The sequence below is a fragment of the Tenacibaculum sp. AWR4_210 genome, assembly GCF_056160945.1.
The window spans coordinates 210,872-231,769 of record NZ_JBSWYF010000001.1; the positions used below are offsets into that span (position 1 = coordinate 210,872).

Here is a 20,898-nt window from a genome sequence, read left to right on the forward strand (position 1 = left end):
ATTGAATTGCCTACGGAAAACTCCGTATACCTTAATTACCTCGTGGTAATTGGTGTACGGAGTTTTTTTATGCCTTTACCCGAGATTTTTAGTGTTTAATTAAAATGTATAAAATGAAAAAAATTTTGGTAAGATTAGGTATTGCGTTGGTCGTTTTAGTAGGAATTTTGGTATATGTATTTCCTCAAGTGCTCTTTTTGTTTCCGTTTACACAAAAATGGGCTTTACAACGCGAAGGCTCACAGGTAGCGACGTTCTATTTCAAAAATGAAGCAAAAGATAGCCTGTGGATGAAGGGTGTTATTTACAGCAATACTCTGGAAGATTTAAAAGCAGTACTCAACAAACATCCGGAAGTTACGACCTTAGTGATGGAAGAAGTGCCCGGTTCAATTGACGATGAAATCAATTTACTGGCCTCAAGAGTATTGAGGAATAGAGATGTAAACACCTATATCCCAAAAGATGGCTGGGTGGCTTCAGGTGGGACCGACATGTTTTTAGCTGGTACTGAGAGAGCAATACATCCTACAGCGCGCTTGGGAGTCCATTCGTGGGCAGGAATGGAAAAGGTTGCTACCGATTATCCTAAAGACGCTGAAGAGCACAAAAAGTACTTAGCTTATTACAAAGAAATGCAAATTCCCAGTCGCTTTTATTGGTATACTTTAGAAGCAGCTCCCGCCGACAGTATTCATTGGATGACTCCTGTTGAAATTCACGAATACAAGGTCGTGACTCCTGAGTTATCATGGAATAGCCTATTGGACTTGCAAAAAGTATTGGCCTCAGATGCCTATGCGGGTAGAGGTACAGGAGCGAATAAATTAGCACAAGATCTCATTGAAAATCACTTTAGAGGTTTAGGTTTACAGGTAGCGACCCAGGAGTTTTCTTTTGAAGACGAACGAACAGGGAAAAAACAGTCGGGAAAGAATATATTAGGGACTATACAAGGCACCAAGTATCCCTCATCGTACATCGTTGTTGGAGCGCATTACGATCATATGGGAATTGTAGGTGACACCATCTACAACGGGGCGGATGACAATGCTTCAGGAACCGCTGCAGTATTGGAATTGGCAAGCTTTTTTAGTAAAAATCCACCAGAACACAGCATCATATTCGCTGCTTTTGACGCCGAAGAACTGGGTTTGTGGGGCTCTAAACACTTTGTTAAACACCCTCCAGTAGCTGAAAATCAACTGAATTTGATGCTTAATTTTGACATGATAAGTAGAAATGATCAGAATGAAATTTATGTAGTAGGAACTCATCAGTATCCAAAATATCGACCTATTCTAGAAGAAATCTCTAAGAATTTTACCGAATTAAAGGTTTCATTTGGGCACGATGATCCAAACGACCAAACGAAAGATTATTGGATGCAATCATCAGACAATGGACCTTTTTTCGCTGTGGGAATCCCCAGTTTAACTTTTAGTGAAGAAGATCATGCAGACTATCATCAACCAACAGATGATATTCAAAATACACATCCAGTGTATTACAAAAATGTAGTAGCTTTAATAGCCCGTACCTTAGTTGCTATTGATCAGTTAAATCCTTTGTAAAATGAATGTGAGAGAAGAAATACAACAAAAGCACCTTGATTTACAAGGAAGTATTTATACCACACCATTGCTATATTCACAGGTGTTAAGTGATATTTCTGGGGCTGAAGTGTATTTAAAATTAGAATTGCAACAGCGAACAGGGTCGTTTAAAATTAGAGGCATGTTTTCAAAACTCCGAAGTTTGACTCCGAGTGAGTTGGCGAAAACCTTGGTGGCATCTTCTACAGGGAATCATGCAGCTGCCTTTATCTATGCCGCTGAGATACTTCAATTTAGAGGAGTGTTATTTTTACCAGAGACCATTACAAAGGCGAAACTCAAGGCATTAAAGAGTAGTCGCGTTCGCATAGAACTCTTTGGTAAGAATAGTGTAGAAGCGGAAGAACAAGCCTTTCAATATGCAAAAGAGCACCAAGGAATACTGATACATCCTTACAACGATATTAATATTATTAAGGGACAAGCAACCTTAGGTTGTGAAATCGAAGCTCAGCTGGGAGCTGTAGATACGGTTTACACACCTATAGGAGGTGGTGGATTAGCAGCGGGGTTATGCTTGTACTTTAAAGACACGACCACTGCGGTTGTCGGTTGTCAACCTCAAAATGCATCTGAGATGTACGATTCTATTAACGCCAATAAAATTGTAGCTCCTTCTGCAGCTTTAACCATCGCGGATGCTGCTGCGGGAGGAATAATTAAAGATGCCATTACCTATGATATCTGCAGTGCTCATTTAGCGAGGATCCAGTTATTAAGTGAACGAGAAATTAGTTGTGCCGTTCGCTTGCTCATTGAGGAACATCAACTTATTACGGAGCCAACAGCGGCACTTACCGTAGCAGCATTGCTTAAAGACACTGAAGTGTCGGGAAAAAAAGTAGTGTTAGTACTCACAGGGAAGAAAATAGATTCAAATTTATTACTTAAAATATTACAGACTAATGACAAGTGTTATCAATCTTGAAAAGATAAAGGAAATCACAGAGAACCTCGATTTGGTTCAGGCCATGGAAGAAGGTTTTATTGCCTATAGTAATGAACAAACAGTTGTTCCACCGGTAGGGGAGTTACTATTCGACGAGCCCAAAGGGGATGCGCATATCAAATATGGATATATCAAAAATGACGATTACTACGTGGTGAAAATTGCCTCAGGATTTTACGATAATCCCTCACTAGGTTTGGCTTCAAGCCAGGGATTAATGTTGTTATTTGATCAAAAAACAGGAGTACCGAAAGCAGTTTTATTAGATGAAGGCTACTTAACAGACCTGAGAACAGCAGCAGCAGGAGCACTTGCTGCGAAATATTTTGCGCCTGAGCAGGTACAAGCCATAGGGATTGTAGGAACTGGAATTCAGGCAAAATGGCAACTGGAAATGTTAAAATCTGTTAGCTCCTGTCGCAATGTATATCTGTGGGGCCGAAATCAGGAAAAAACAGCTGCATTCGCTGCCTCTTTAGGTACGGAATGGACTCCTATTATCGCGAAATCACCTGATGAATTGGCGAAAAAATCAAATTTGATTGTAACCTGTACACCAGCTGAAGTTCCTTTAATACCGGCAGCTGCCATTCAGCCAGGGACACATATTACAGCTGTAGGTTCTGATACTCCTCACAAACAGGAATTAGAAGCAGGAGTATTTATCAAAGCTTCTCTTGTCATTGCTGACAGCCTGAACCAAAGCAAAAGCCGTGGTGAAATTTTTAAAGCAACACAAGCGGGCACCCTAGAGGTTTCTAGGGTTGTAGAGTTAGGAAAGGCAATTCAGACAGGAATAACAAGAAAAGAGTCTGATATCACGGTGGTCGATTTAACCGGAGTCGCTGTTCAGGATATTATGATAGCAAAAGCAGTATATCATCACTATAAAACCTCAACAAAATGCTAAATTATGTAAGTACCACAGGAGGTGGAGAAGCTGTAGATTTTGAAACCGCTATATTAAATGGGTATGCCAGTGATGGAGGCCTGTATGTTCCAGAACAATTACCAAAAATTGACAGCGCTCAATTAGCATCGTGGAAGGGACTTTCTTATAAGGAGCTGGCCTTCGAAATATTATCATTGTTTATTCCAAGAACTGCCGTTCCCGCTGAAGATTTAAAAGGTTTACTGGCTCAAGCCTATGCCGATTTTTACGTCGAAGAGATAATCCCCATTACAAAATTAGCATCACGAAAAGATACTTATATCATGGAGTTGTTTCACGGACCCACCATTTCCTTTAAAGATATAGGGATGGCATTTTTGGTGAATCTTGTCGATTATTTTCTGGCTAAGCGCAATGAACATTTATCGCTTGTCGTTGCTACCACCGGTGATACTGGACCTGCGGCAGCTTTCTATACGGCAGGTAAAAAGCATTTAGATGTTTGGGTGTTGTATCCAGAAGGGAAAATCACTCCCGAGCAGGAACGACAAATTACCACCTTAGTGGCGTCTAATGTTTATCCGGTAAGCGTAGCCAATTGTACCCAAGGAGGGGATGATTTAGATGCGATTATTGCGAAAATGTACGCAGACCCAGCATTTAAAGCTAAGCTCAACATTTCAAGTGTCAATTCCATTAACTGGGGACGTGTTATGATGCAGACCGTTCATTATTTTTACGGCTATTTACAGCTCGTTGAAGAAATAGGCACTCCTATCAATATTGCTACACCATCAGGAGGATTTGGTAATTTGGGGGCAGGAAGTTTGGCAAGGGAAATGGGCTTACCGATTAAGACCTTTGTAGCGGCGAACAATCAAAATGCCTGTTTACACCGCATTTTTGAGGAGGGTATTTTTTCTTTAGAACCCATTGTCTCAACACCGGCATCAGCTATCGACATCCTTATCCCGATGAATTTCTGGAGATATCTTTACTTTAAACTCAAAGGGGACACCAACGCAATCAAAGAATACAAACAGGTTTTTGACACCGTAGGTTCTGTGCGTTTTAAACGAGAACACCATCGTATATTGCGAGAGGGATTCAGTTCATACAGCGTTTCTGATAATGAAACATTGGCAGAAATGAAGCAGGTTTTTGAAAATGAGGCCTACTTGTTAGATCCACACGCTGCCGTAGCGCTACACGCAGCAAAAAATGCCGATCGAGTGGATGCTTCTCTAACAACGCTTTGCTTGGCTACGGCTCATCCTGCTAAGTTTCCTGAAATCGTAAAAGAAGCGCTTACAACTGAGGTATTGCCTGAAGGGGCGACACATTTTTCTATTGAAAAGGCTGCTGAAGCCTGTGAAAAAAAACTTCATTGTGACCTAGCATACGCACAAAAAGCCTTAATGGCTTTTATGGAAGAAAACTATACTCAAAAACAATCCTAAGCATGGCGATATACACTCATATGTCTAAAGAGACTATCCGAGAAATCTTAACAACTCAGTACGGTATTGACGGACCGTGCGAATTTGTAGCGCTAAGTGGAGGGTTTGAAAATAGCAATTACAAGATTACCGTTAATTCAAGACAGTACGTTTTAACTATTTGTGAACAAAAATCTTGTGAAGACAGTGTAAAACTGGCATTGTTACTTGAATACCTCAAAGCAAACTCCTTTGATACTTCTGTACTAGTACGAAATAAAGACCATAAACTATTGGCTTTTTACCAAAATAAACCAGTACTCTTAAAGGAGTATGTGCAGGGAACCATCGTACAAGATTTTAGCGACACAGAATTACGTGCCATCGGTAGTGAATTGGCTAAACTTCACAGCATTATTGCACCTTCGTACTTACCGGACAGCCCTGCTTATGGTTTGCGTTTTTTTGATCAAATTGCAACATACGAACCAGAAAGTCCGTTTTACGCATGGTTATTGGCCCTAAAATCAAAACTAAGCACTTATGAAGGATTGAGTAAATCATTGATTCATTCTGATTTATTTTTCAATAATGTGGTGGTAGTTCCCAATGGAAATGTCGTATTGATGGATTTTGAAGAAGCCTGTTATTACCATCGAGTTTTTGATATAGGAATGGCCTTGATAGGGTGTTGTGTTTTGGATAACGTATTGGATTTGGCCAAGGTTGCAATAATACTTGAAGGTTATCAAAGTAGTGCACCATTGGACGACAATGACAAACGAGCATTAAAGGATTACACAGTTTATGCTGCGGGTGCCATGGGTTTTTGGCGTCATCAAAATTATAGGTTTACCCGACCAGATGAAAATTTTAAAGAGAGTTATCAAATTCTCTTTAATCTCGCAAAAAGTATACAAACCATGAACGATGAAGATTTTTTGAAACTTTTTTAGGAGTAACAACTCGTTAATTAACAGAGAGTAGCAATTTGCTACTCTTTTTTTTTTGAAAAAAATAAAACTTTTTCAAACTATAAAGGTCTAAGAAAACAGAACACAAAACCAGAAGATTATGAAAGGATTTGTAAAAATAACAACTGGAATTATCACTGTCGTAGGTTTATTTGTTACGATGAATGTTCAAGGGCAAAACCGAAGAGAAATGGCCCAAAACAAGCGAGAGATCAAGATAGGGGTGAAGGAGTTGAAACGCGATAAAAACGAAATTAAAGCCTTTAGAAGTAAAATAAAAAAACTTAAAAGAACTTGGGAAGCTTCAAAATACTTTAATGCCTTACAACTAAAAGGGGGCGTTGAGGCCAGTATGGAACTCGAGATTGCACAACTCAAAACCAAGTTGGCAAGAGCAGTGAGAGAAGTGAGCTCAAGCAAACGCGAAGTCCGTAGTAATACAAGAGAGCAGGCTCGAAACTTACGACAGTTTAGAGGCACGGCTGATGATTATCGCGATATCGCCAGAGACAGACGAGATAGCAGAGATGATCGAAGAGATGTACGCGACGATAAGGCTGACGTTCGAAACCTAAGAAAACGATTGTTGAAGCAAGAACGATTGTTTGCAAAGTTTCAGTCTTTATCCGTGCGCATTAAACGAGATCGACTTGAGGGCATGGAGATTGTAAAAGATTTTCTTAGAACCATGGAGGCCGATTTGAAAGCCACCAAACGCGAATTGATAGAAGACAGAAGAGAGCAACGCGAAGATATTAGTGAATTACGCGACGATAGAAGAGAAAGAAGGGAAAGGTTTTAAGTTAAAATCACTAGTAGTAGAGCGCGGAGCTTGTATTAAGAAGCGAGAGGAGATTCCTGAGTAGGGACCCTCTCGCTTATTTTTTGTTTGTATATGTTATGAGTTGCTACCGTTGTTATTATCAGGAAAACCACCTGATTTACCCTTACAATTGGCTAATAACTGTTCTTTTTTGTATCTTAAAAAGAAAAAAATGATTTTATTCTTACGCAGGTGTATAGGGTATTCTTTCTTGCTGATTGTAGGAGGAATTATCGCAGCCAAAATTTTGCATTGGATTTTCAATTTTTCTTGGGAAATATCCATGTTCATTAACTCATTGATGTATGTCGTTATCGGGTTAGTGTACCTGCGGAAAGCATTTGTGGTAAAGCAGTATAGTTCCTTGTTTTTATTAAGTGGACTCTTTATTCTCGTCATGAGCTTTATTCCTTATTTTCCGGGTAAACAAGTGGTTGCTGTTGTTGCTCTGTTAGGACCTATTTTACTACCTGCTTTGCTGTCATCAAAAGAAATTATCTAAGCTAAGCAATTTGTTAGCTTGCCGTCAGATTTAGTTGGCTAATAACACCTTCGTATCCTGCAATGTAGAGTTGGTTATCTAGAATACTGATAGCTTGAATAAAGTGCTCCTGACGAATCAAAATGGAGCTCTTATTGTTTTTTAAATCCAAGTAGCTAACAGCTCCGTCTTCACTGGCACTCAACACTCCGTCCTTATACGGAAGTATTGCTGTTATTCTTCTTGTATGCAGCTTATAAACGCGTTTGACTTGATAGTTTTTTCTGAGCAGCAGTAAGCTACCTTTGTCCGTACCTAAAACGAGGGAATTCCGATGCAGGTTTATACAACACAAAGCCTCTTTCCAGTGAACGAGCACCGACGTTCGCTTTTTATCGGGCTGAACTTTTTTGAGCATTCCATCTCCACCGCAGGTAAGCAGATGGTTTTTGACTGAGAATAATGCCCAAATCCAAGAACGATGAAGTTGAATGGAATCTTTTAAGATCAACTCAGTATTTGTAAAATAAAGTGTCCCTCGAGTACCTCCTAAGACGTATTGATTATTGAAGCGTCTGGCAGAAATAATCATTTCATCTAATGCTAGACTCGCTAGTAATTTTCCTGAACTATGCCATTTTTTGATGGTAAAATCTCTCGAACAGGACAGGTATTCCTCGGGGCCAACAGCACGTAATACTACTACGGAAAGTGTATGTGCTTTAAATGCTGAAATACGTGTAAGTTGTCTGTTCCACATTTTAATCATCCCATCTCTGCCAGCACTTATAATATTCCCGTTCATTTGCAGTAAGGTCCAGATATACCCTCGGTGAAATGGATACTCCGAGTTGTCATCTACCAGTAAATCCGTTCTTAGGACAAATTTCATCCCTTGGATTACTGAATCTCCACTATGCCATAGATGATGATCGAAGACGATAAGTGTTCCCTGTGTCGGCTGCATAATTTTACACGGGATAGCTGAATCTTGCTGTTTGTAAAAAGAATGAAAAATATGCTTAACTAAATAATTTAAATTATGAAATCATTGAAAGATTATTAGTTGGTGATTAATGCTTTGAGTATGGTTAATGGAATTGTTTATCTTCTTTTGTGCTAAAAACTATTAAATTGAAAAGTGTTTTTGATTTTTAAAAACAAATCATTACATTAGTCATTGAAAAAGAGTTTACTACAGGATTATTGCTAGCCCCTATCTATTTTTATAAACACCTTCATTTTAAATAATAAACATTAAAGCTTTTTTAGTGTTAAAATGATATTTGTTGTTGCAACAATAGGTGGAAACTGAAAAACCTTAATAGAGTAGGTATAAAATAAATATTTAATTATGGATAGTTTAAAAAAATTTGAAATAAAAAAAACAGTTAGCGAAAAATTATTTGGAGGACGTCCTAAGTTTTCTCATGAAGAATGGGTGAATGATGAAGGTTGTAAGGTAAAATATACTGATGTTATGGATTCCCTAGTAAGGATAGGTTAAAAGCTATAAGAGCCTCTGCTTATTTTATTTTTGTGCATTCTCCAAAAAAATATAGACAAGAGATTAGAGAATTAATCACTTCGGAATATAAAAATAGGCGAATATCAGAATATGAAAAAGCTTATATTTTTTGGCATATAAATGGTCGAAAAGAGTTTCCACCAAGAATGAGACAAGATGGAAGTATTATTTATGGAAAAAAGATACGTTCAGGCAAAATATATAAAGTAAACAAAAAAAATAAATGTTAATGAAATTGCTATTCTTCATATTATTTGTGAATGTTTTGGTGTCTCAAAATACTAGGATTGATTACTTGTCTTCAAATTATTATCGAAGAATTTTTAGAGCGGATAGCCTATTTTTGGAGAAGAATTATACAAAATCATACAAATTACTAAAAAACACTTTTTCTGAGTGTAAACCTCTCCAAACTAATGGTTATAATGAGTTTGAAACATATACTAAACTCTGTTTTTTGTTGGGTAAGGAGAAGAAGTTTGTGGAAAATGTAAAAGTCTTGATTGAAGTTTTTGGGTATTCAAAAACTCAATTAAGTTCTGATAAAATATTGTCAAAAGTTTTTTCAATAGATAAAAATATAGATGTAGATTGGTACTATAAAACTTTTTTAAAGAGCTCAAGTCCAGTTATAAAGAAGGAAATTCTAGAGCTAAAAAGGTTGGATCAATTATATAGAACTTCATATGCCATTTATCAAGATAACTTTAAGAAACAGGATTCTATTGATTCTAGAAATTTTAAAAGTGTAGTTTCAATGTTTGAATTCTTCGGTTATCCTAGTTATAGAAAGATTGGATTAAATTCAAGTTATGCCCCATCGGGTTATAAAATAACCACTGTTTTGTTGCATGTAAAAGACTCTTTAAAAACTCAGTACATTTTACCTATGCTGTTTAAATTTGTGAAAAAAGGAACATGTGACCCCATTGATTATGCTACTGTTTACGATAAATATTTGATAGATAACAAACGGGAGCAGTTGTTTTACACTTACAAGGTAGAAAGAGAGTTAACGAAGCAGGAAATTTTGGAAGTAGATAAGAGAAGGATTAAAATTGGTCTTCCTAGGTTAAAAATGGGGATATGGAGATTGTCAAAAAAATATGGAGAAAATAGTCCAATAGTAAAAAGATTGAAAAGTATGTTTAACTAAATTAAATTATGAAATCAATTGAAAGTTTTAAAGATTGTAAGTTGGAGATTAATGCCTTGAGTAAGGTTAATGGAGCCTCTCTTGATACAAATTGTACTGTATTTGAAGAAGAAGTTGTTGATGGAGATCATTTTATTTACGGTGATGATTATGATGATGATGGTAACTTAATAGGTTGTTGGGTTGAGTTAATTGATGGGTCAGGAACAGGTAGAATTTATTTGGATAAATGTTAACTTAAAATAAAGTAAATATGAAAAGTTTAAATGAATTTTTACAAGAAGGAGTAAATTCTATTGAAGTTATTTCTATGAACAGAATAGTAGGAGGGATTGTTCCAAGTGATACTTGGAAGGAGTGTTATGAAGACACTTATACTCGAACGGGATGCGATCAATATATAGAAGTTTCTGATGATAACGGTAAGTATATTTCTAGTAATGAAGTTACTATCAAATGCGACCCTGTTTAGTTTAAAAAATGAGAAAAAAAATAGTTATATTCAGTCAAGAATCTGATCACACAACTTCTGATATAATTGGCTGGTTGAATTATTTTCAACATGAATCAGTTATTAGAATTAATGTTGATGATGCTAATTTTAAAATTGTCAGCATTAACTCTAAAACTTTAATATTACGAACAAGTTTTGGTGTTAATGAAATTAGAAAATCTGATTTAGTGTGGTTTCGTAGAACTCCTGGGAAAAAGGTTCATTTGGTGGATGTAAATAAACATGTAGATGATTTTGACTTACAGCTCGGGATATTTAAAAATTTAGAAAAAGAAAGTATTTTAGAATCTTCATATTTTTGGATATTAAGTAATTGTAAAACTATAGCAAATCCTTTTAAATCCTCTATATCCAAAATTTATACTCTTTTATTAGCAGAAGAATTAGATATTGAGGTTCCCAAATGGATAGTTTGTAACTCAAAAAAAGACCTGATACGGTTCGCGTTAAAGAATGAAAAAATAGTACAGAAAACCTTTAATCATTTTAATTATCGAAATAAAAACACCCAAGAATCCTATTTTTTTTATACCAAACTTATAGAGGATATTGATTCCGAGTATAGTTCTAAGTTTGATAATTCATTTTTTCAAGAATATATCGAAAAGAAATATGAAATTAGGTCTTTTTTATGGAATAATAGGTTTTATTCAATGGGTATATTTTCTCAAAATGATGATAAGACAAGAGTTGACTTTAGAAATTATAATGTACAAAAACCTAATAGAAGGGTTCCTATAAAATTACCCAGTAGTTATGCGGATAAGCTCAAAAAGTTATTATTTAAACTTGAGCTAGATACTTGTTCAATAGATATTTTGGTTACAAAAGATAATAAATTTGTTTTTTTAGAAATTAATCCAATTGGTCAGTTTGGAATGGTTTCGTATCCATGTAATTATAATTTAGAGAAAACTATAGCAAAAGACTTAATTAAATTGTCTGATAATGAATGATTTTAAGACTAAAATTGTAAAAAAACTGATGCTACTCCTAGTTATAAAATAATAATTAATGAAAAGTATGGTACAAAAAGATTTAGAATAGTTTTTTTTCACAAGCCAATATCAAAATTTTTTTAAATTTTACAAATTCTAATGAATAAATACCTAATATCTTTCCCTAATTGTATTCTGGTGAAAGGAAAGAACAGGTCTTTAATTCAAGACTTACAACGGAGAGAAATACAGTTTATTCCCAATGATTTATATGATTTTTTGATTTTTAGTAATAAAAAATCAATGACAAGTATTCTATCGCAATATGCCAAGCATAAAAGTATAGTTGAAGAATACATTCAATTTTTGTTAGAAAAAGAATATGCCTTTATCGGTTCATATAATGATACGCTATTAATGGATAGTTTAGATGATGCTTACCATTTTCCAGGTGAAATATCTAATTCAATCATCGAATTGTCGGCTAAAAATATGAAGTGTCTCGATAGTATTTTTGCTAAATTAAATGAATTGAAGTGTAATTCTGTTCAATTCATTTCATACATTGATTCTTTCAATAAATACAAATTACATGAAATATTAAATCGATTAGAAGATCTTAGTTATTTGATTAACATACAGTTTTTGATAAAGTATATGGAAGGAATTGATTTTGAACAAATAGTCCTTTTTTGTCAAAGAAATCTTAGAATAGGTGAATTTATTGTTCATTCTTCTCCTTTTGAAAAGGAGAAAGTTTTTAGAAATGGAGGAGTAGTAAAATTTGCAAAGCAGAAAATTTCTAATAGAAGGTTTTGCGGGGTTGTAAAAACAGATAATTTTTCTTTGAATGAGAATCAATTATTTGAATCTAAATCTTATAATTCATGTCTAAATGGGAAAATTTCTATAGATGTTAACGGCAACATAAAAAACTGCCCATCTATGCCGCAGAGTTTTGGTAACATTGAAAACACTTCATTACGAGAAGCATTAGAGCATGAAGACTTTAAAAAATATTGGAGTATAACAAAAGATGAAATTGATGTTTGTAAAAATTGTGAATTTAGGTTTGTATGTACTGATTGTAGAGCATATCTGGAAGAACCAAATAATAAGTACTCTAAACCACTGAAGTGTGGGTATAGTCCACAAACTAATAAGTGGGAAGAATGGAGTATGAACCCATTAAAAAAGAAAGCTATTGAATACTACGGAATGCAAGAATTAGTAGCTAAAAATGATTAGAAAATTTCCATTTTATAAACAAGCAGACACAAAAGATTGTGGCCCCACATGTTTAAAAATTGTAGCCAAATATTACAATAATAACCTCTCAATAGAAAAACTTAGAAGTTTAAGCGAAACTACAAGGTCTGGAAGTAGCCTTTTAGCATTGAGTGAGGCGTCGGAAAAGCTTGGATTACGTAGTTTAGGTGTTAAAATACCCTTAGAGAGGTTACTAGAAGCACCTTTACCTTGTATTTTGTATTGGAACCAAAATCATTATGTTGTTTTATATCAAATAAAAAAGAATGAATTTTATGTTTCAGATCCGGGGCATGGTTTACTAAAATACAATCGTAAGGAATTTTTAAAACATTGGATAGGAAATAATACAGATGAAAATACCAACAAAGGAATAGCTTTACTTTTAGAGCCTACCCCTCAATTTTTTAATACAAATTTAGACATTGATTCATCAAGTTTTGGGTTCAAATTTTTATCACAATATGTTTTAAAGTATCAGAATTTTCTTTGGCAATTAATCATAGGTTTACTTGTAGCTAGTTTATTACAACTTATTTTTCCATTTTTTACACAGAGTATTGTTGATGTCGGGATTAAAAATCAGGATATTCATTTCATTTATCTTGTTTTATTCGCACAGCTTGTCTTATTTATATGTAGAACTGCTATTGAAGTCATTCGAAGTTGGATATTATTGCATTTAGGTACACGTATCAATATTTCTCTCATTTCAGATTTCTTTATCAAACTAATGAACCTCCCCATTGCTTTTTTTGATACCCGAATTACAGAAGACATTTTACAACGCATAAATGACCATAAGCGAATAAAACGCATACTTACAAGTTCATCGTTAAATGTTTTATTCTCGTTAGTGAATTTAGTAGTATTTAGTTTGGTGTTAATATACTATAATCTCACTATTTTCAGCATTTTTTCAATAGGAAGTTTTTGTTATTTCTTGTGGAATGTTATTTTTTTAAAGAAAAGAAGAGATTTAGATTATAAGCGTTTTTCAGAAGTAAGTCAGGAACAAAGTAAAGTTATTGAGTTAATTAATGGAATGCAAGAAATCAAGCTACATAATGCAGAAAAGAAAAAACGATGGTCATGGGAATTTGTACAAGCACGAATATTTAAAGTTTCTATTGAAGCATTGACTTTAGAACAATATCAAAGTGTTGGCTCTGGTTTTATTAATGAGTTAAAAAATATTTTAATTACAGTTTTGTCGGCAAAATATGTAATTAATGGAGAAATTACCCTAGGTATGATGTTGGCTATTATTTATATAGTAGGTCAGTTAAATTCTCCTATAGCTCAACTTATTAATTTTATTCGAGAGGTTCAAGATGCTAAAATTTCCTTAGAAAGACTCTCTGAAATTCACAATAAGGAAGATGAAGAGCCTTTAGAAAACGAAAGAATAAAAGATATTGACATCAATGCTGACTTTACGATTACTAATTTATCATTTAGATATATTGGCTCTAAACAAATGGTACTTAAGAACCTAAGTTTGGATATTCCCGCTAATAAAGTTACTGCAATTGTTGGAGTAAGTGGAAGTGGTAAAACTACTTTAATAAAACTACTTTTAAAATTTTACATCCCAAATGAAGGGATCATAAAATTAGGAAATTACAATTTAGATAATATTTCTCAAAAAAAATGGAGAGAAGAGTGCGGAGTTGTTATGCAAGAGGGGTATGTTTTTAATGACACCATTGCTAACAACATTGCTGTTTGTGATGATTATATTGATAAAGAAAAATTGGCTCATGCTGTTGATGTCGCGAATATTAAAGAGTTTATAGAAAGCCTACCACTTTCATATAACACCAAAATAGGAATGGAAGGAGTTGGTTTAAGTACTGGTCAAAAACAACGTATACTTATTGCTAGAGCAGTATATAAAAACCCTAATTTTTTGTTTTTCGATGAAGCTACTTCTTCATTAGATGCCAATAATGAAAAAACTATAATGGAAAAATTGAGTATTTTTTTTAAGAATAAGACTGTGATAGTAATTGCGCATAGATTAAGTACTGTAAAAAGCGCACATCAAATTGTAGTCTTGGACAAAGGAAAAATAGTTGAAGTTGGAAATCATGAGAGACTTATTAAAAACAAAAAGAATTATTATCATTTAGTAAAAAACCAACTTGAATTAGGGAAATAGTATCCCAGAAAATAATCATTTAGATAATTTAGAGCTAGGTACAACAATTTTCTATTTGAGTAGTCAATGTTAATTGCACGAGGGAATAATCGCCTATTTTTCTCAAAAAATAGTATCTTACCACAAACACCAAACGTATAAAATAAATGATAGAAGAAAAAAAGAAACTCGAGCTCATGCACGAGGAGCCAAGGTATCACAAAAACGTACTATACATACGACCAGAAGAACAGGATGTATTAAAGAAGGTAAAGATTGTTTTTGGAGGGGTTGGTCTTGGTAGTGTACTTGCAGAGTCCTTGCTTCGCCTTGGTTTTGAAAATTTTGTCTTTATCGATGGAGATACAGTAGACGCCTCTAATCTAAACCGACAAAATTATACCGAAGCACAGGTAGGGAGTTCCAAAGTGGCTGCCATTAGTGAGCGACTGAAATCAATTAATACCAATGTAAATATTGAATTCCATAATGTTTTTCTAGAACCGGATACGGTAAAGCAATATCTAAAGGGTAGTGATATCGCTATTAATGCTATTGACTTTGATGTGATGGATACCCCTTTTGTCTTTGATCAAGTTTGTAAGGAACTAGGAATTCCAGTAATACATCCGTTAAATTTTGGTTGGGCGGCAGGAGCTTTTCTGGTGACACCCGATAGTGATCAAATTTTTCAAGTGGAAGAGCAGGAAGACCGTTTTGAGTTCGTTTTAATTGAAAAAATGCTTGCGTATTTAGAAAAACGCAACGACATAGAATTGTCTTGGTTTTATCAAATAATAGAAGATTACAAAGCTGTATCCAATCAAATAAGCCCACCACAACTGGTAGTTGGCTCAAATTTGGCCGCGGCCTTAACTGCTAATATCGTTTTTAGTTGGGTCACAAAATTACCCGTAAAAACTTATCCAGAACCTTATTTCATTTCAACCAGATAACTAAAAAAGCACTTCAATGAAGTGCTTTTTTTGCTTCCGCTCAAAGACAATTGTTGGTATTTTAACGAATTTACAGCTCGGATAAACTAATTTTTTATCAAAACCTTGAAATATCGCTTATACTCTTATATGGTAAAAAGAGTTATAGGAGGCGTATGTACGATATTCGGTATCATTTTATTGTGTTGTCCTGGAAAGGTCAACGCAGTACTCTTATTCTTAAACATAGATGAAAAAACAGTGATTATGGAGCTGGAGACCTTGTTATTTATTGGTTTAAACTTTTTTATCTATTTGTTTATTATATATCTAATATACGTCGGGATATTAATGTTAAAAAATAAGGCAGTGCTGTAACGGGTTGCACTCACAAGAGGCCTTGTTGTATCGATGTACATTTGTACCATCGCAGCTAGGGTAATGCTTCGTAAGCAGCTGTACTTCGCTTTATATGATCGAACAATCGATCTCTTAATTTTTGGGGTTTTGTTACTAGTAATGAGTGACCAAAGCCAAGGAGCAGGCGTTCTAATTCTCTATTTGGAATAACTGCCATGCTAAAATAACTCCCGTCAGCAGTTGTTCGAAGTAGTTGCTGTGATTTATGTAAGGGTTTTGTAAGAACGTAAGGGGTGTTTTTTTTATCTACCCAAAACTCGATATCTTGGACTTCTGAATTAGCCACGGTGACACCAACGACGTGCTCGTAATAAGTATCTCCGTCAATTTCACAATCGATATAATCCGTTTGAACCGAATTGGAAATACATTGAATTCTGTCGAGTGCAAAAGTAGCCATATTGTTTTTCCGATAAGCTAATACAAACCAACGATTATTAAATTCTTTTAACAATTGCGGATGGATGGTCAAGACATTGGCAGCAGTTGCCTTAAAAGATTGATAGGTAATATCGACTGCCTTTTTATCTTTGATCGCTCTATACAGCGGATCAATAAACTCCAGACCTCTCAATAATTCGTTTTTATCGAGATGTATTATCCTGCGCTGATTATTCGTGTTTGAAAATACAGAATCTTCCAAGCGTTGTATAACACCATTCATTTCCTCAAACAACGAAAAATCTTTAAATTCTTTTAAAACGGTAATCGCTTCTTGAATTACTGCAATATCTCCTTCGCGAATGGGAATATTTTTGATACTGTAATTAGGATCAGTATATCTATAATACTTACGGTCGTATACTTCTATAGGAGCTTCGTACCCCAATTTATCACTGCGCATGTGCTGAATGTCAAGCTGGACCGTTCTTTTACTGACAAAAACATCTTTCCCTTCGTACTCGAACAAAGCTTCTGAACAGGCGTCAATCAAATCATTAAGTGTCCAACGGCGGAATGAATTGCGCAAGCACTGATCGATAACCTTGTATCGAATCAGTGCATTTTTATTAGATGCCAAGCACTATAAATTTTTTAATTCATGTGCGATGTTAGCACGTGCCTGTACTTCAAATTCGTTTCTAAATTCAGCTGTTTGATACAAAAAAGATCTGTCTAAAAAACGCTGTAATACCGCCTTTCTATTTCTATTAAAGAGTACTTGTGGTACCCATTCGTATTCTTCGCGAAGTTTTTCAACATAGCTATCATAGATGGCTTCCGATTGTCCTAGTATGGCCAAATCAAAATCGATAAAATACGGTATATCATGGCCTGATCCTTCGTGTTTCTTGGTCGCTAGGATCATTTCGGTTACCAAGCTAATTAAGTGCTTCGGAACGTTTATTTTGGTAAGTGCTTTTTTTGCCAACTTAGCACTGAGTTCTTCATTTTTTTTAGAGGTTAACTTATAGACACTATCGTGATAAAAAACAGCAAAAGAAACAGCCTCTACGCTTGCTAGTTGATGCTTGTATTGATCTACATATCGAAATAATTCTTGTAGATGACGCATATTGTGGTAAGTTCTGTGTGACTCGTGATGAGCGTTGTATAGTTCATCCCACAAAACTTTAACCTGCCTAGAATCTTGTGTATATTCTTTGGCCAATTGATTAAATCGATGTTCTAAATCCATGCTAATAGGTTTTCGGTAAAAATGGAAAAAATTTTCGAATACGCAAAAAGAATGCGCAGAACTACTTCAAATTTGTAATCTCAAAAATAAAATATAACCAATTTTGTTAATTTATTAGAAAATTAAAATTTTTAAAAAAATGGAAAAGATAACCGCTAAACAACTTATAGCAATGGGATTTAAGTCAGGAAAATGGATACCTGAGGCCGTTGAGTACATCAACACGAATCATTTGAATGAAAGGGAACGCCTTCAGTATTTAGAACAATTTAGACCTAAAGAAACTATAAAATTGCATGAAAGCCCTCCTGATTTTAAGGTAAATATTCGTGCAGAAACCGTGTTGGAAGAAGAAAATGTGGCAAGCGTCCTGGAAAGCATGAAAGAATTGATGAAAACGCCTACGCTCGTGAATGGAGGAGTGATGCCAGATTCTTGTCCAACAGGACCGAAAGGAATTATTCCTGTGGGAGGGGTGGCCGTTGCGAAAAATGCGATTCACCCTGGAATGCACAGTGCCGATATTTGTTGCTCTGTAATGCTTACAGATTTTGGTAAGGTAGCTCCCAAAGAAGTATTGGATGCCGCCCATAGCATTACTCATTTTGGATATGGAGGAAGGTCGCGAGAAGATCAATTTAGGCTTCCGGCAAACTTACTTCAAGAAATCGAAGGAAATTTCTATCTAAACTCCAAAAAAAGTATTGCTGCAGCGCGTGCTCAATTAGGTACCCAAGGCGATGGGAATCATTTTTTATTTGTAGGTACCTCTAAGAAAACTGGAAATACGATGATGGTCACACATCACGGAAGTAGAGGATTTGGTGCAGGACTGTACAAACAAGGAATGCGTCTTGCCGAACGATTTAGAAAAGAATTGTCTCCTGATACGCTGAAACAAAATGCATGGATTCCTTTTGATACAGAAGAGGGTACTCGATATTGGGAGGCCTTACAAATAATTAGGAAGTGGACTAAATTGAATCACGAAGTATTGCACGATGCCACCTTGGAAAAACTTGGAATTCAACAATGCGATAGGTATTGGAATGAACATAATTTTGTTTTTAAACAGGAAGATTTATTTTACCACGCAAAAGGGGCTACTCCTTTGGCTGCTCAATTTATGCCGGATGTTTCTGGACCGCGATTGATTCCACTAAATATGAGTGAACCAGTTCTTATAGTCCAAGGAGAAACTACGGCATCCAATCTTGGTTTTGCCCCTCATGGAGCTGGACGCAACATCAGTAGAACGGCACACCGTAAGAGCAAAGAAGGTCGATCTATGGAGGCAATCTTTCAAGAAGAAACCGCCGGTTTGGACGTTCGTTTCTATTCGGGTGAAATTGATATAACAGAACTTCCTTCGGCCTACAAAAATGCCGACACCGTACGTAGACAAATGGAAGAATTTGGATTAGGAGAAGTTATTGACGAGGTACTGCCTTACGGATGTATTATGGCCGGAGCCATACAAAATAACGCTCCTGGGAATCGTAAACGAAGAAAGAAGAGCTAGACAACTAAAGAAGTTTTACACAGGTAAAACTTCTTTATAATTTGGGGGACTTACATAAGGTAAAACGAACGGTTTTGAGGTGCGTACACCAATGTTCCACGGAAGCGTAGATTTGAATTGTTTTTAAGAAAATCATTGATTACATCCGCACAAGACCACTTTCCATTGCAGGTTTTCCCTATGGATCCACGTATAGTACCCGAAATGTTTAGGTAAATTTCATAAGAATCATCACGGTGCCTAGCAGCGACCTCTTCCTGACTTTCCAACAGAAAAAAATCAGGAGCTTTTTCTTCAAACTCTAATAATCGTATTTTTTGGGTAACGGAATCGAAGTGATACGAAATATAATACACGTGTTCTGTGTTTATTTGAACCTCCTTTTCTGTAATTTTTTGAAAAAAATCACGTGTGGTCAATTCTCTATTTTGCAGCAGCTCAAAATCATTATTTGTAGTACATGAATACAAGCACAAACTTATCATTATGAGACAAAGGTAGTATATCGGTTTCATAAGAGCGGTATTAATTGGATACTACCAAAATACGTGAAATACCGCTATTAAAAAATACGGTAAAGCCCTATGCTTGCCGTCGATAATTCCCCTAATACCTATACCTAAAACCCCTACAAATGGCAACATTTTCAGCCTAATAAAACTCATAGTTCTTTTGTTTTTTGTCTAAAATAAGGGGCATCATCCCAGCGAATTTTCGTGAAGGTCGTTCCTTGGCGCAAAGAGGGAGGTAAGGCGTTCCAAATACTCTCTTTCATTTTTTCAAGAGCAGCTGTTTTGGTAAAATTTTTAGAAACAACCAAACTAATTTCTCTCACCGGACGCGGTTCTGGAAACCGAAGTAGATAAGCATCATTGGTCTCATGAATGGTAGCCAAACTAGGTATAAAGGCAAAGCCTGCTTTAGCTCTTACCAAGTTTTTTAAGGTAGTGATGGAACTGACTCCAAAGTGAAAAGATCGCTCTTGTGTTACCGGACTTTTCAGATCACAAATAGCTAACAACTGAGAATTATAACAATACTCTTCTTGTAATAATAACAAATTCTCTAAATCCAACATGTCGACCTGAATGTTTGTTGCTGAGGGTTTTAATGTAGGATGAAAATACCCTATGAACTCTTCGTAAAACACAGGGAATTCACGTAAGCGATCTCGTCCGGTAGGAGTTGCCATTAAGGCGATGTCTAAGGTTCCTTGTTGTAAGGAATTTATTAAATCGACAGTAGATTTTTCTACAATTTCAAAGCGAATTGCTGGGAGTGCTGTGCGCAGTGGTTCCATGATTAAAGGAATCAAATAAGGAGCCAAAGTGCTGACAATCCCTAGTTTTAAGGTCCCTGCGAGTTCGTTCTTACTATCGACAATAAAATTGCGAATGGCATCTACATCCTCTAAAATAACACGAGCTTTATCAATGATTTCTTTTCCTTTACCTGTTGGTGAGAGGGGAGTAGTACTACGATTAAATATTTGGATTCCTATGGCTTCTTCTAATTTTTTTAGCTGTATGGTTAATCCGGGTTGCGAAACTGCACAACGCTCGGCTGCTCGTCCAAAGTGCCGTTCGTCATCCAAAGCGACGATATACCTAAGTTGCTGAAGTGTCATGATAAATAATTTTAATCAAAGATAAAAATTATT

The 20,898-nt window shown here is 35.5% G+C and carries 21 protein-coding genes; 16 read left to right on the forward strand and 5 right to left on the reverse strand.

Annotation, left to right across the window (positions count from 1 at the left end):
• Window positions 1–113: 113 nt before the first annotated feature.
• The 7 genes from ACXAG7_RS00865 (at window position 114) to ACXAG7_RS00895 (ending at window position 7,195) form a co-directional block, all read left to right on the forward strand.
• Window positions 114–1,574, forward strand: coding sequence for a M28 family peptidase (locus tag ACXAG7_RS00865; protein WP_476665615.1), 1,461 nt, complete (start codon window positions 114–116; stop codon window positions 1,572–1,574).
• A 1-nt stretch (window position 1,575) separates the two neighbouring features.
• Complete coding sequence (locus ACXAG7_RS00870; RefSeq protein ID WP_476665616.1) at window positions 1,576–2,544, forward strand: pyridoxal-phosphate dependent enzyme; 969 nt, start codon at window positions 1,576–1,578, stop codon at window positions 2,542–2,544.
• Window positions 2,522–3,475, forward strand: a complete 954-nt coding sequence (locus tag ACXAG7_RS00875) for a Rossmann-fold NAD(P)-binding domain-containing protein (protein WP_476665617.1) — start codon at window positions 2,522–2,524, stop codon at window positions 3,473–3,475. Before ACXAG7_RS00870 ends, ACXAG7_RS00875 begins: the two co-directional genes overlap by 23 nt.
• A complete protein-coding gene (thrC, locus tag ACXAG7_RS00880) occupies window positions 3,469–4,917 on the forward strand; it encodes a threonine synthase (RefSeq protein WP_476665618.1) in 1,449 nt (482 codons plus the stop codon). Before ACXAG7_RS00875 ends, thrC begins: the two co-directional genes overlap by 7 nt.
• Before the next feature lie 2 nt (window positions 4,918–4,919).
• Window positions 4,920–5,852: a phosphotransferase gene (locus tag ACXAG7_RS00885; protein ID WP_408043632.1), complete on the forward strand. Its 933-nt coding sequence runs from the start codon at window positions 4,920–4,922 to the stop codon at window positions 5,850–5,852.
• 118 nt (window positions 5,853–5,970) lie between these two features.
• Window positions 5,971–6,672 (forward strand): hypothetical protein, encoded by a 702-nt coding sequence (locus tag ACXAG7_RS00890; protein ID WP_476665619.1) that lies wholly within the window; start codon window positions 5,971–5,973, stop codon window positions 6,670–6,672.
• Window positions 6,673–6,865: 193 nt separating this feature from the next.
• A complete protein-coding gene (locus ACXAG7_RS00895; protein ID WP_476665620.1) occupies window positions 6,866–7,195 on the forward strand; it encodes a hypothetical protein in 330 nt (109 codons plus the stop codon).
• Between the two features lie 13 nt (window positions 7,196–7,208).
• Here the strand turns inward: ACXAG7_RS00895 and ACXAG7_RS00900 are convergent, their stop codons facing one another.
• Entirely contained in the window at window positions 7,209–8,141 is a 933-nt protein-coding gene (locus ACXAG7_RS00900; protein ID WP_476665621.1) for a WD40 repeat domain-containing protein, read from the reverse strand.
• 387 nt (window positions 8,142–8,528) lie between these two features.
• Here ACXAG7_RS00900 and ACXAG7_RS00905 point away from each other — a divergent pair, with 387 nt between their 5' ends.
• The 8 genes from ACXAG7_RS00905 to ACXAG7_RS00940 all read left to right on the forward strand — a co-directional run bounded on the left by ACXAG7_RS00905 (window position 8,529) and on the right by ACXAG7_RS00940 (window position 15,678).
• Window positions 8,529–8,681, forward strand: coding sequence for a hypothetical protein (locus ACXAG7_RS00905; protein WP_476665622.1), 153 nt, complete (start codon window positions 8,529–8,531; stop codon window positions 8,679–8,681).
• Window positions 8,682–8,931: 250 nt separating this feature from the next.
• On the forward strand, window positions 8,932–9,858 hold the full coding sequence (locus ACXAG7_RS00910) for a hypothetical protein (protein WP_476665623.1): 927 nt from the start codon (window positions 8,932–8,934) through the stop codon (window positions 9,856–9,858).
• Window positions 9,859–9,866: 8 nt separating this feature from the next.
• Window positions 9,867–10,094 (forward strand): hypothetical protein, encoded by a 228-nt coding sequence (locus ACXAG7_RS00915; RefSeq protein ID WP_476665624.1) that lies wholly within the window; start codon window positions 9,867–9,869, stop codon window positions 10,092–10,094.
• 17 nt (window positions 10,095–10,111) lie between these two features.
• Window positions 10,112–10,330: a hypothetical protein gene (locus ACXAG7_RS00920; RefSeq protein ID WP_476665625.1), complete on the forward strand. Its 219-nt coding sequence runs from the start codon at window positions 10,112–10,114 to the stop codon at window positions 10,328–10,330.
• Window positions 10,331–10,338: 8 nt separating this feature from the next.
• Window positions 10,339–11,328, forward strand: coding sequence for a grasp-with-spasm system ATP-grasp peptide maturase (gwsG, locus tag ACXAG7_RS00925; RefSeq protein ID WP_476665626.1), 990 nt, complete (start codon window positions 10,339–10,341; stop codon window positions 11,326–11,328).
• 141 nt (window positions 11,329–11,469) lie between these two features.
• Entirely contained in the window at window positions 11,470–12,558 is a 1,089-nt protein-coding gene (gene gwsS / locus ACXAG7_RS00930) for a grasp-with-spasm system SPASM domain peptide maturase (RefSeq protein WP_476665627.1), read from the forward strand.
• Window positions 12,554–14,743 carry a peptidase domain-containing ABC transporter gene (locus tag ACXAG7_RS00935; RefSeq protein WP_476665964.1) on the forward strand — a complete coding sequence of 730 codons (2,190 nt, stop codon included), beginning with the start codon at window positions 12,554–12,556 and terminating at the stop codon, window positions 14,741–14,743. The genes gwsS and ACXAG7_RS00935 overlap by 5 nt, the downstream gene beginning before the upstream one ends.
• Before the next feature lie 146 nt (window positions 14,744–14,889).
• Window positions 14,890–15,678, forward strand: a complete 789-nt coding sequence (locus tag ACXAG7_RS00940; protein ID WP_408043638.1) for a HesA/MoeB/ThiF family protein — start codon at window positions 14,890–14,892, stop codon at window positions 15,676–15,678.
• A gap of 412 nt (window positions 15,679–16,090) precedes the next feature.
• Here ACXAG7_RS00940 and ACXAG7_RS00945 read toward each other — a convergent pair whose 3' ends face one another.
• On the reverse strand, window positions 16,091–17,098 hold the full coding sequence (locus ACXAG7_RS00945) for a helix-turn-helix transcriptional regulator (protein WP_476665628.1): 1,008 nt from the start codon (window positions 17,096–17,098) through the stop codon (window positions 16,091–16,093).
• 3 nt (window positions 17,099–17,101) lie between these two features.
• On the reverse strand, window positions 17,102–17,716 hold the full coding sequence (locus ACXAG7_RS00950) for an HD domain-containing protein (protein ID WP_476665629.1): 615 nt from the start codon (window positions 17,714–17,716) through the stop codon (window positions 17,102–17,104).
• 139 nt (window positions 17,717–17,855) lie between these two features.
• Here ACXAG7_RS00950 and ACXAG7_RS00955 point away from each other — a divergent pair, with 139 nt between their 5' ends.
• A complete protein-coding gene (locus ACXAG7_RS00955) occupies window positions 17,856–19,238 on the forward strand; it encodes an RtcB family protein (RefSeq protein ID WP_476665630.1) in 1,383 nt (460 codons plus the stop codon).
• 50 nt (window positions 19,239–19,288) lie between these two features.
• On the opposite strand, the gene ACXAG7_RS00960 is transcribed toward ACXAG7_RS00955, so the two are convergent.
• Together ACXAG7_RS00960 and ACXAG7_RS00965 are read right to left on the reverse strand one after the other, a co-directional pair.
• Entirely contained in the window at window positions 19,289–19,753 is a 465-nt protein-coding gene (locus ACXAG7_RS00960) for a hypothetical protein (RefSeq protein WP_476665631.1), read from the reverse strand.
• A gap of 146 nt (window positions 19,754–19,899) precedes the next feature.
• Window positions 19,900–20,865 (reverse strand): LysR family transcriptional regulator, encoded by a 966-nt coding sequence (locus ACXAG7_RS00965; protein WP_476665632.1) that lies wholly within the window; start codon window positions 20,863–20,865, stop codon window positions 19,900–19,902.
• Window positions 20,866–20,898: the final 33 nt, after the last annotated feature.

What these genes read in the sequence shown, in the direction of transcription:
- ACXAG7_RS00865 (WP_476665615.1), top strand. Translation starts at nt 114, where the DNA reads ATGAAAAAAATTTTGGTAAGATTAGGTATTGCGTTGGTCGTTTTAGTA.
- ACXAG7_RS00870 (WP_476665616.1), top strand. Translation starts at nt 1,576, where the DNA reads ATGAATGTGAGAGAAGAAATACAACAAAAGCACCTTGATTTACAAGGA.
- ACXAG7_RS00875 (WP_476665617.1), top strand. Translation starts at nt 2,522, where the DNA reads ATGACAAGTGTTATCAATCTTGAAAAGATAAAGGAAATCACAGAGAAC.
- thrC (WP_476665618.1), top strand. Translation starts at nt 3,469, where the DNA reads ATGCTAAATTATGTAAGTACCACAGGAGGTGGAGAAGCTGTAGATTTT.
- ACXAG7_RS00885 (WP_408043632.1), top strand. Translation starts at nt 4,920, where the DNA reads ATGGCGATATACACTCATATGTCTAAAGAGACTATCCGAGAAATCTTA.
- ACXAG7_RS00890 (WP_476665619.1), top strand. Translation starts at nt 5,971, where the DNA reads ATGAAAGGATTTGTAAAAATAACAACTGGAATTATCACTGTCGTAGGT.
- ACXAG7_RS00895 (WP_476665620.1), top strand. Translation starts at nt 6,866, where the DNA reads ATGATTTTATTCTTACGCAGGTGTATAGGGTATTCTTTCTTGCTGATT.
- ACXAG7_RS00900 (WP_476665621.1), bottom strand. Translation starts at nt 8,141, where the DNA reads ATGCAGCCGACACAGGGAACACTTATCGTCTTCGATCATCATCTATGG.
- ACXAG7_RS00905 (WP_476665622.1), top strand. Translation starts at nt 8,529, where the DNA reads ATGGATAGTTTAAAAAAATTTGAAATAAAAAAAACAGTTAGCGAAAAA.
- ACXAG7_RS00910 (WP_476665623.1), top strand. Translation starts at nt 8,932, where the DNA reads ATGAAATTGCTATTCTTCATATTATTTGTGAATGTTTTGGTGTCTCAA.
- ACXAG7_RS00915 (WP_476665624.1), top strand. Translation starts at nt 9,867, where the DNA reads ATGAAATCAATTGAAAGTTTTAAAGATTGTAAGTTGGAGATTAATGCC.
- ACXAG7_RS00920 (WP_476665625.1), top strand. Translation starts at nt 10,112, where the DNA reads ATGAAAAGTTTAAATGAATTTTTACAAGAAGGAGTAAATTCTATTGAA.
- gwsG (WP_476665626.1), top strand. Translation starts at nt 10,339, where the DNA reads ATGAGAAAAAAAATAGTTATATTCAGTCAAGAATCTGATCACACAACT.
- gwsS (WP_476665627.1), top strand. Translation starts at nt 11,470, where the DNA reads ATGAATAAATACCTAATATCTTTCCCTAATTGTATTCTGGTGAAAGGA.
- ACXAG7_RS00940 (WP_408043638.1), top strand. Translation starts at nt 14,890, where the DNA reads ATGATAGAAGAAAAAAAGAAACTCGAGCTCATGCACGAGGAGCCAAGG.
- ACXAG7_RS00950 (WP_476665629.1), bottom strand. Translation starts at nt 17,716, where the DNA reads ATGGATTTAGAACATCGATTTAATCAATTGGCCAAAGAATATACACAA.
- ACXAG7_RS00955 (WP_476665630.1), top strand. Translation starts at nt 17,856, where the DNA reads ATGGAAAAGATAACCGCTAAACAACTTATAGCAATGGGATTTAAGTCA.
- ACXAG7_RS00960 (WP_476665631.1), bottom strand. Translation starts at nt 19,753, where the DNA reads ATGAAACCGATATACTACCTTTGTCTCATAATGATAAGTTTGTGCTTG.
- ACXAG7_RS00965 (WP_476665632.1), bottom strand. Translation starts at nt 20,865, where the DNA reads ATGACACTTCAGCAACTTAGGTATATCGTCGCTTTGGATGACGAACGG.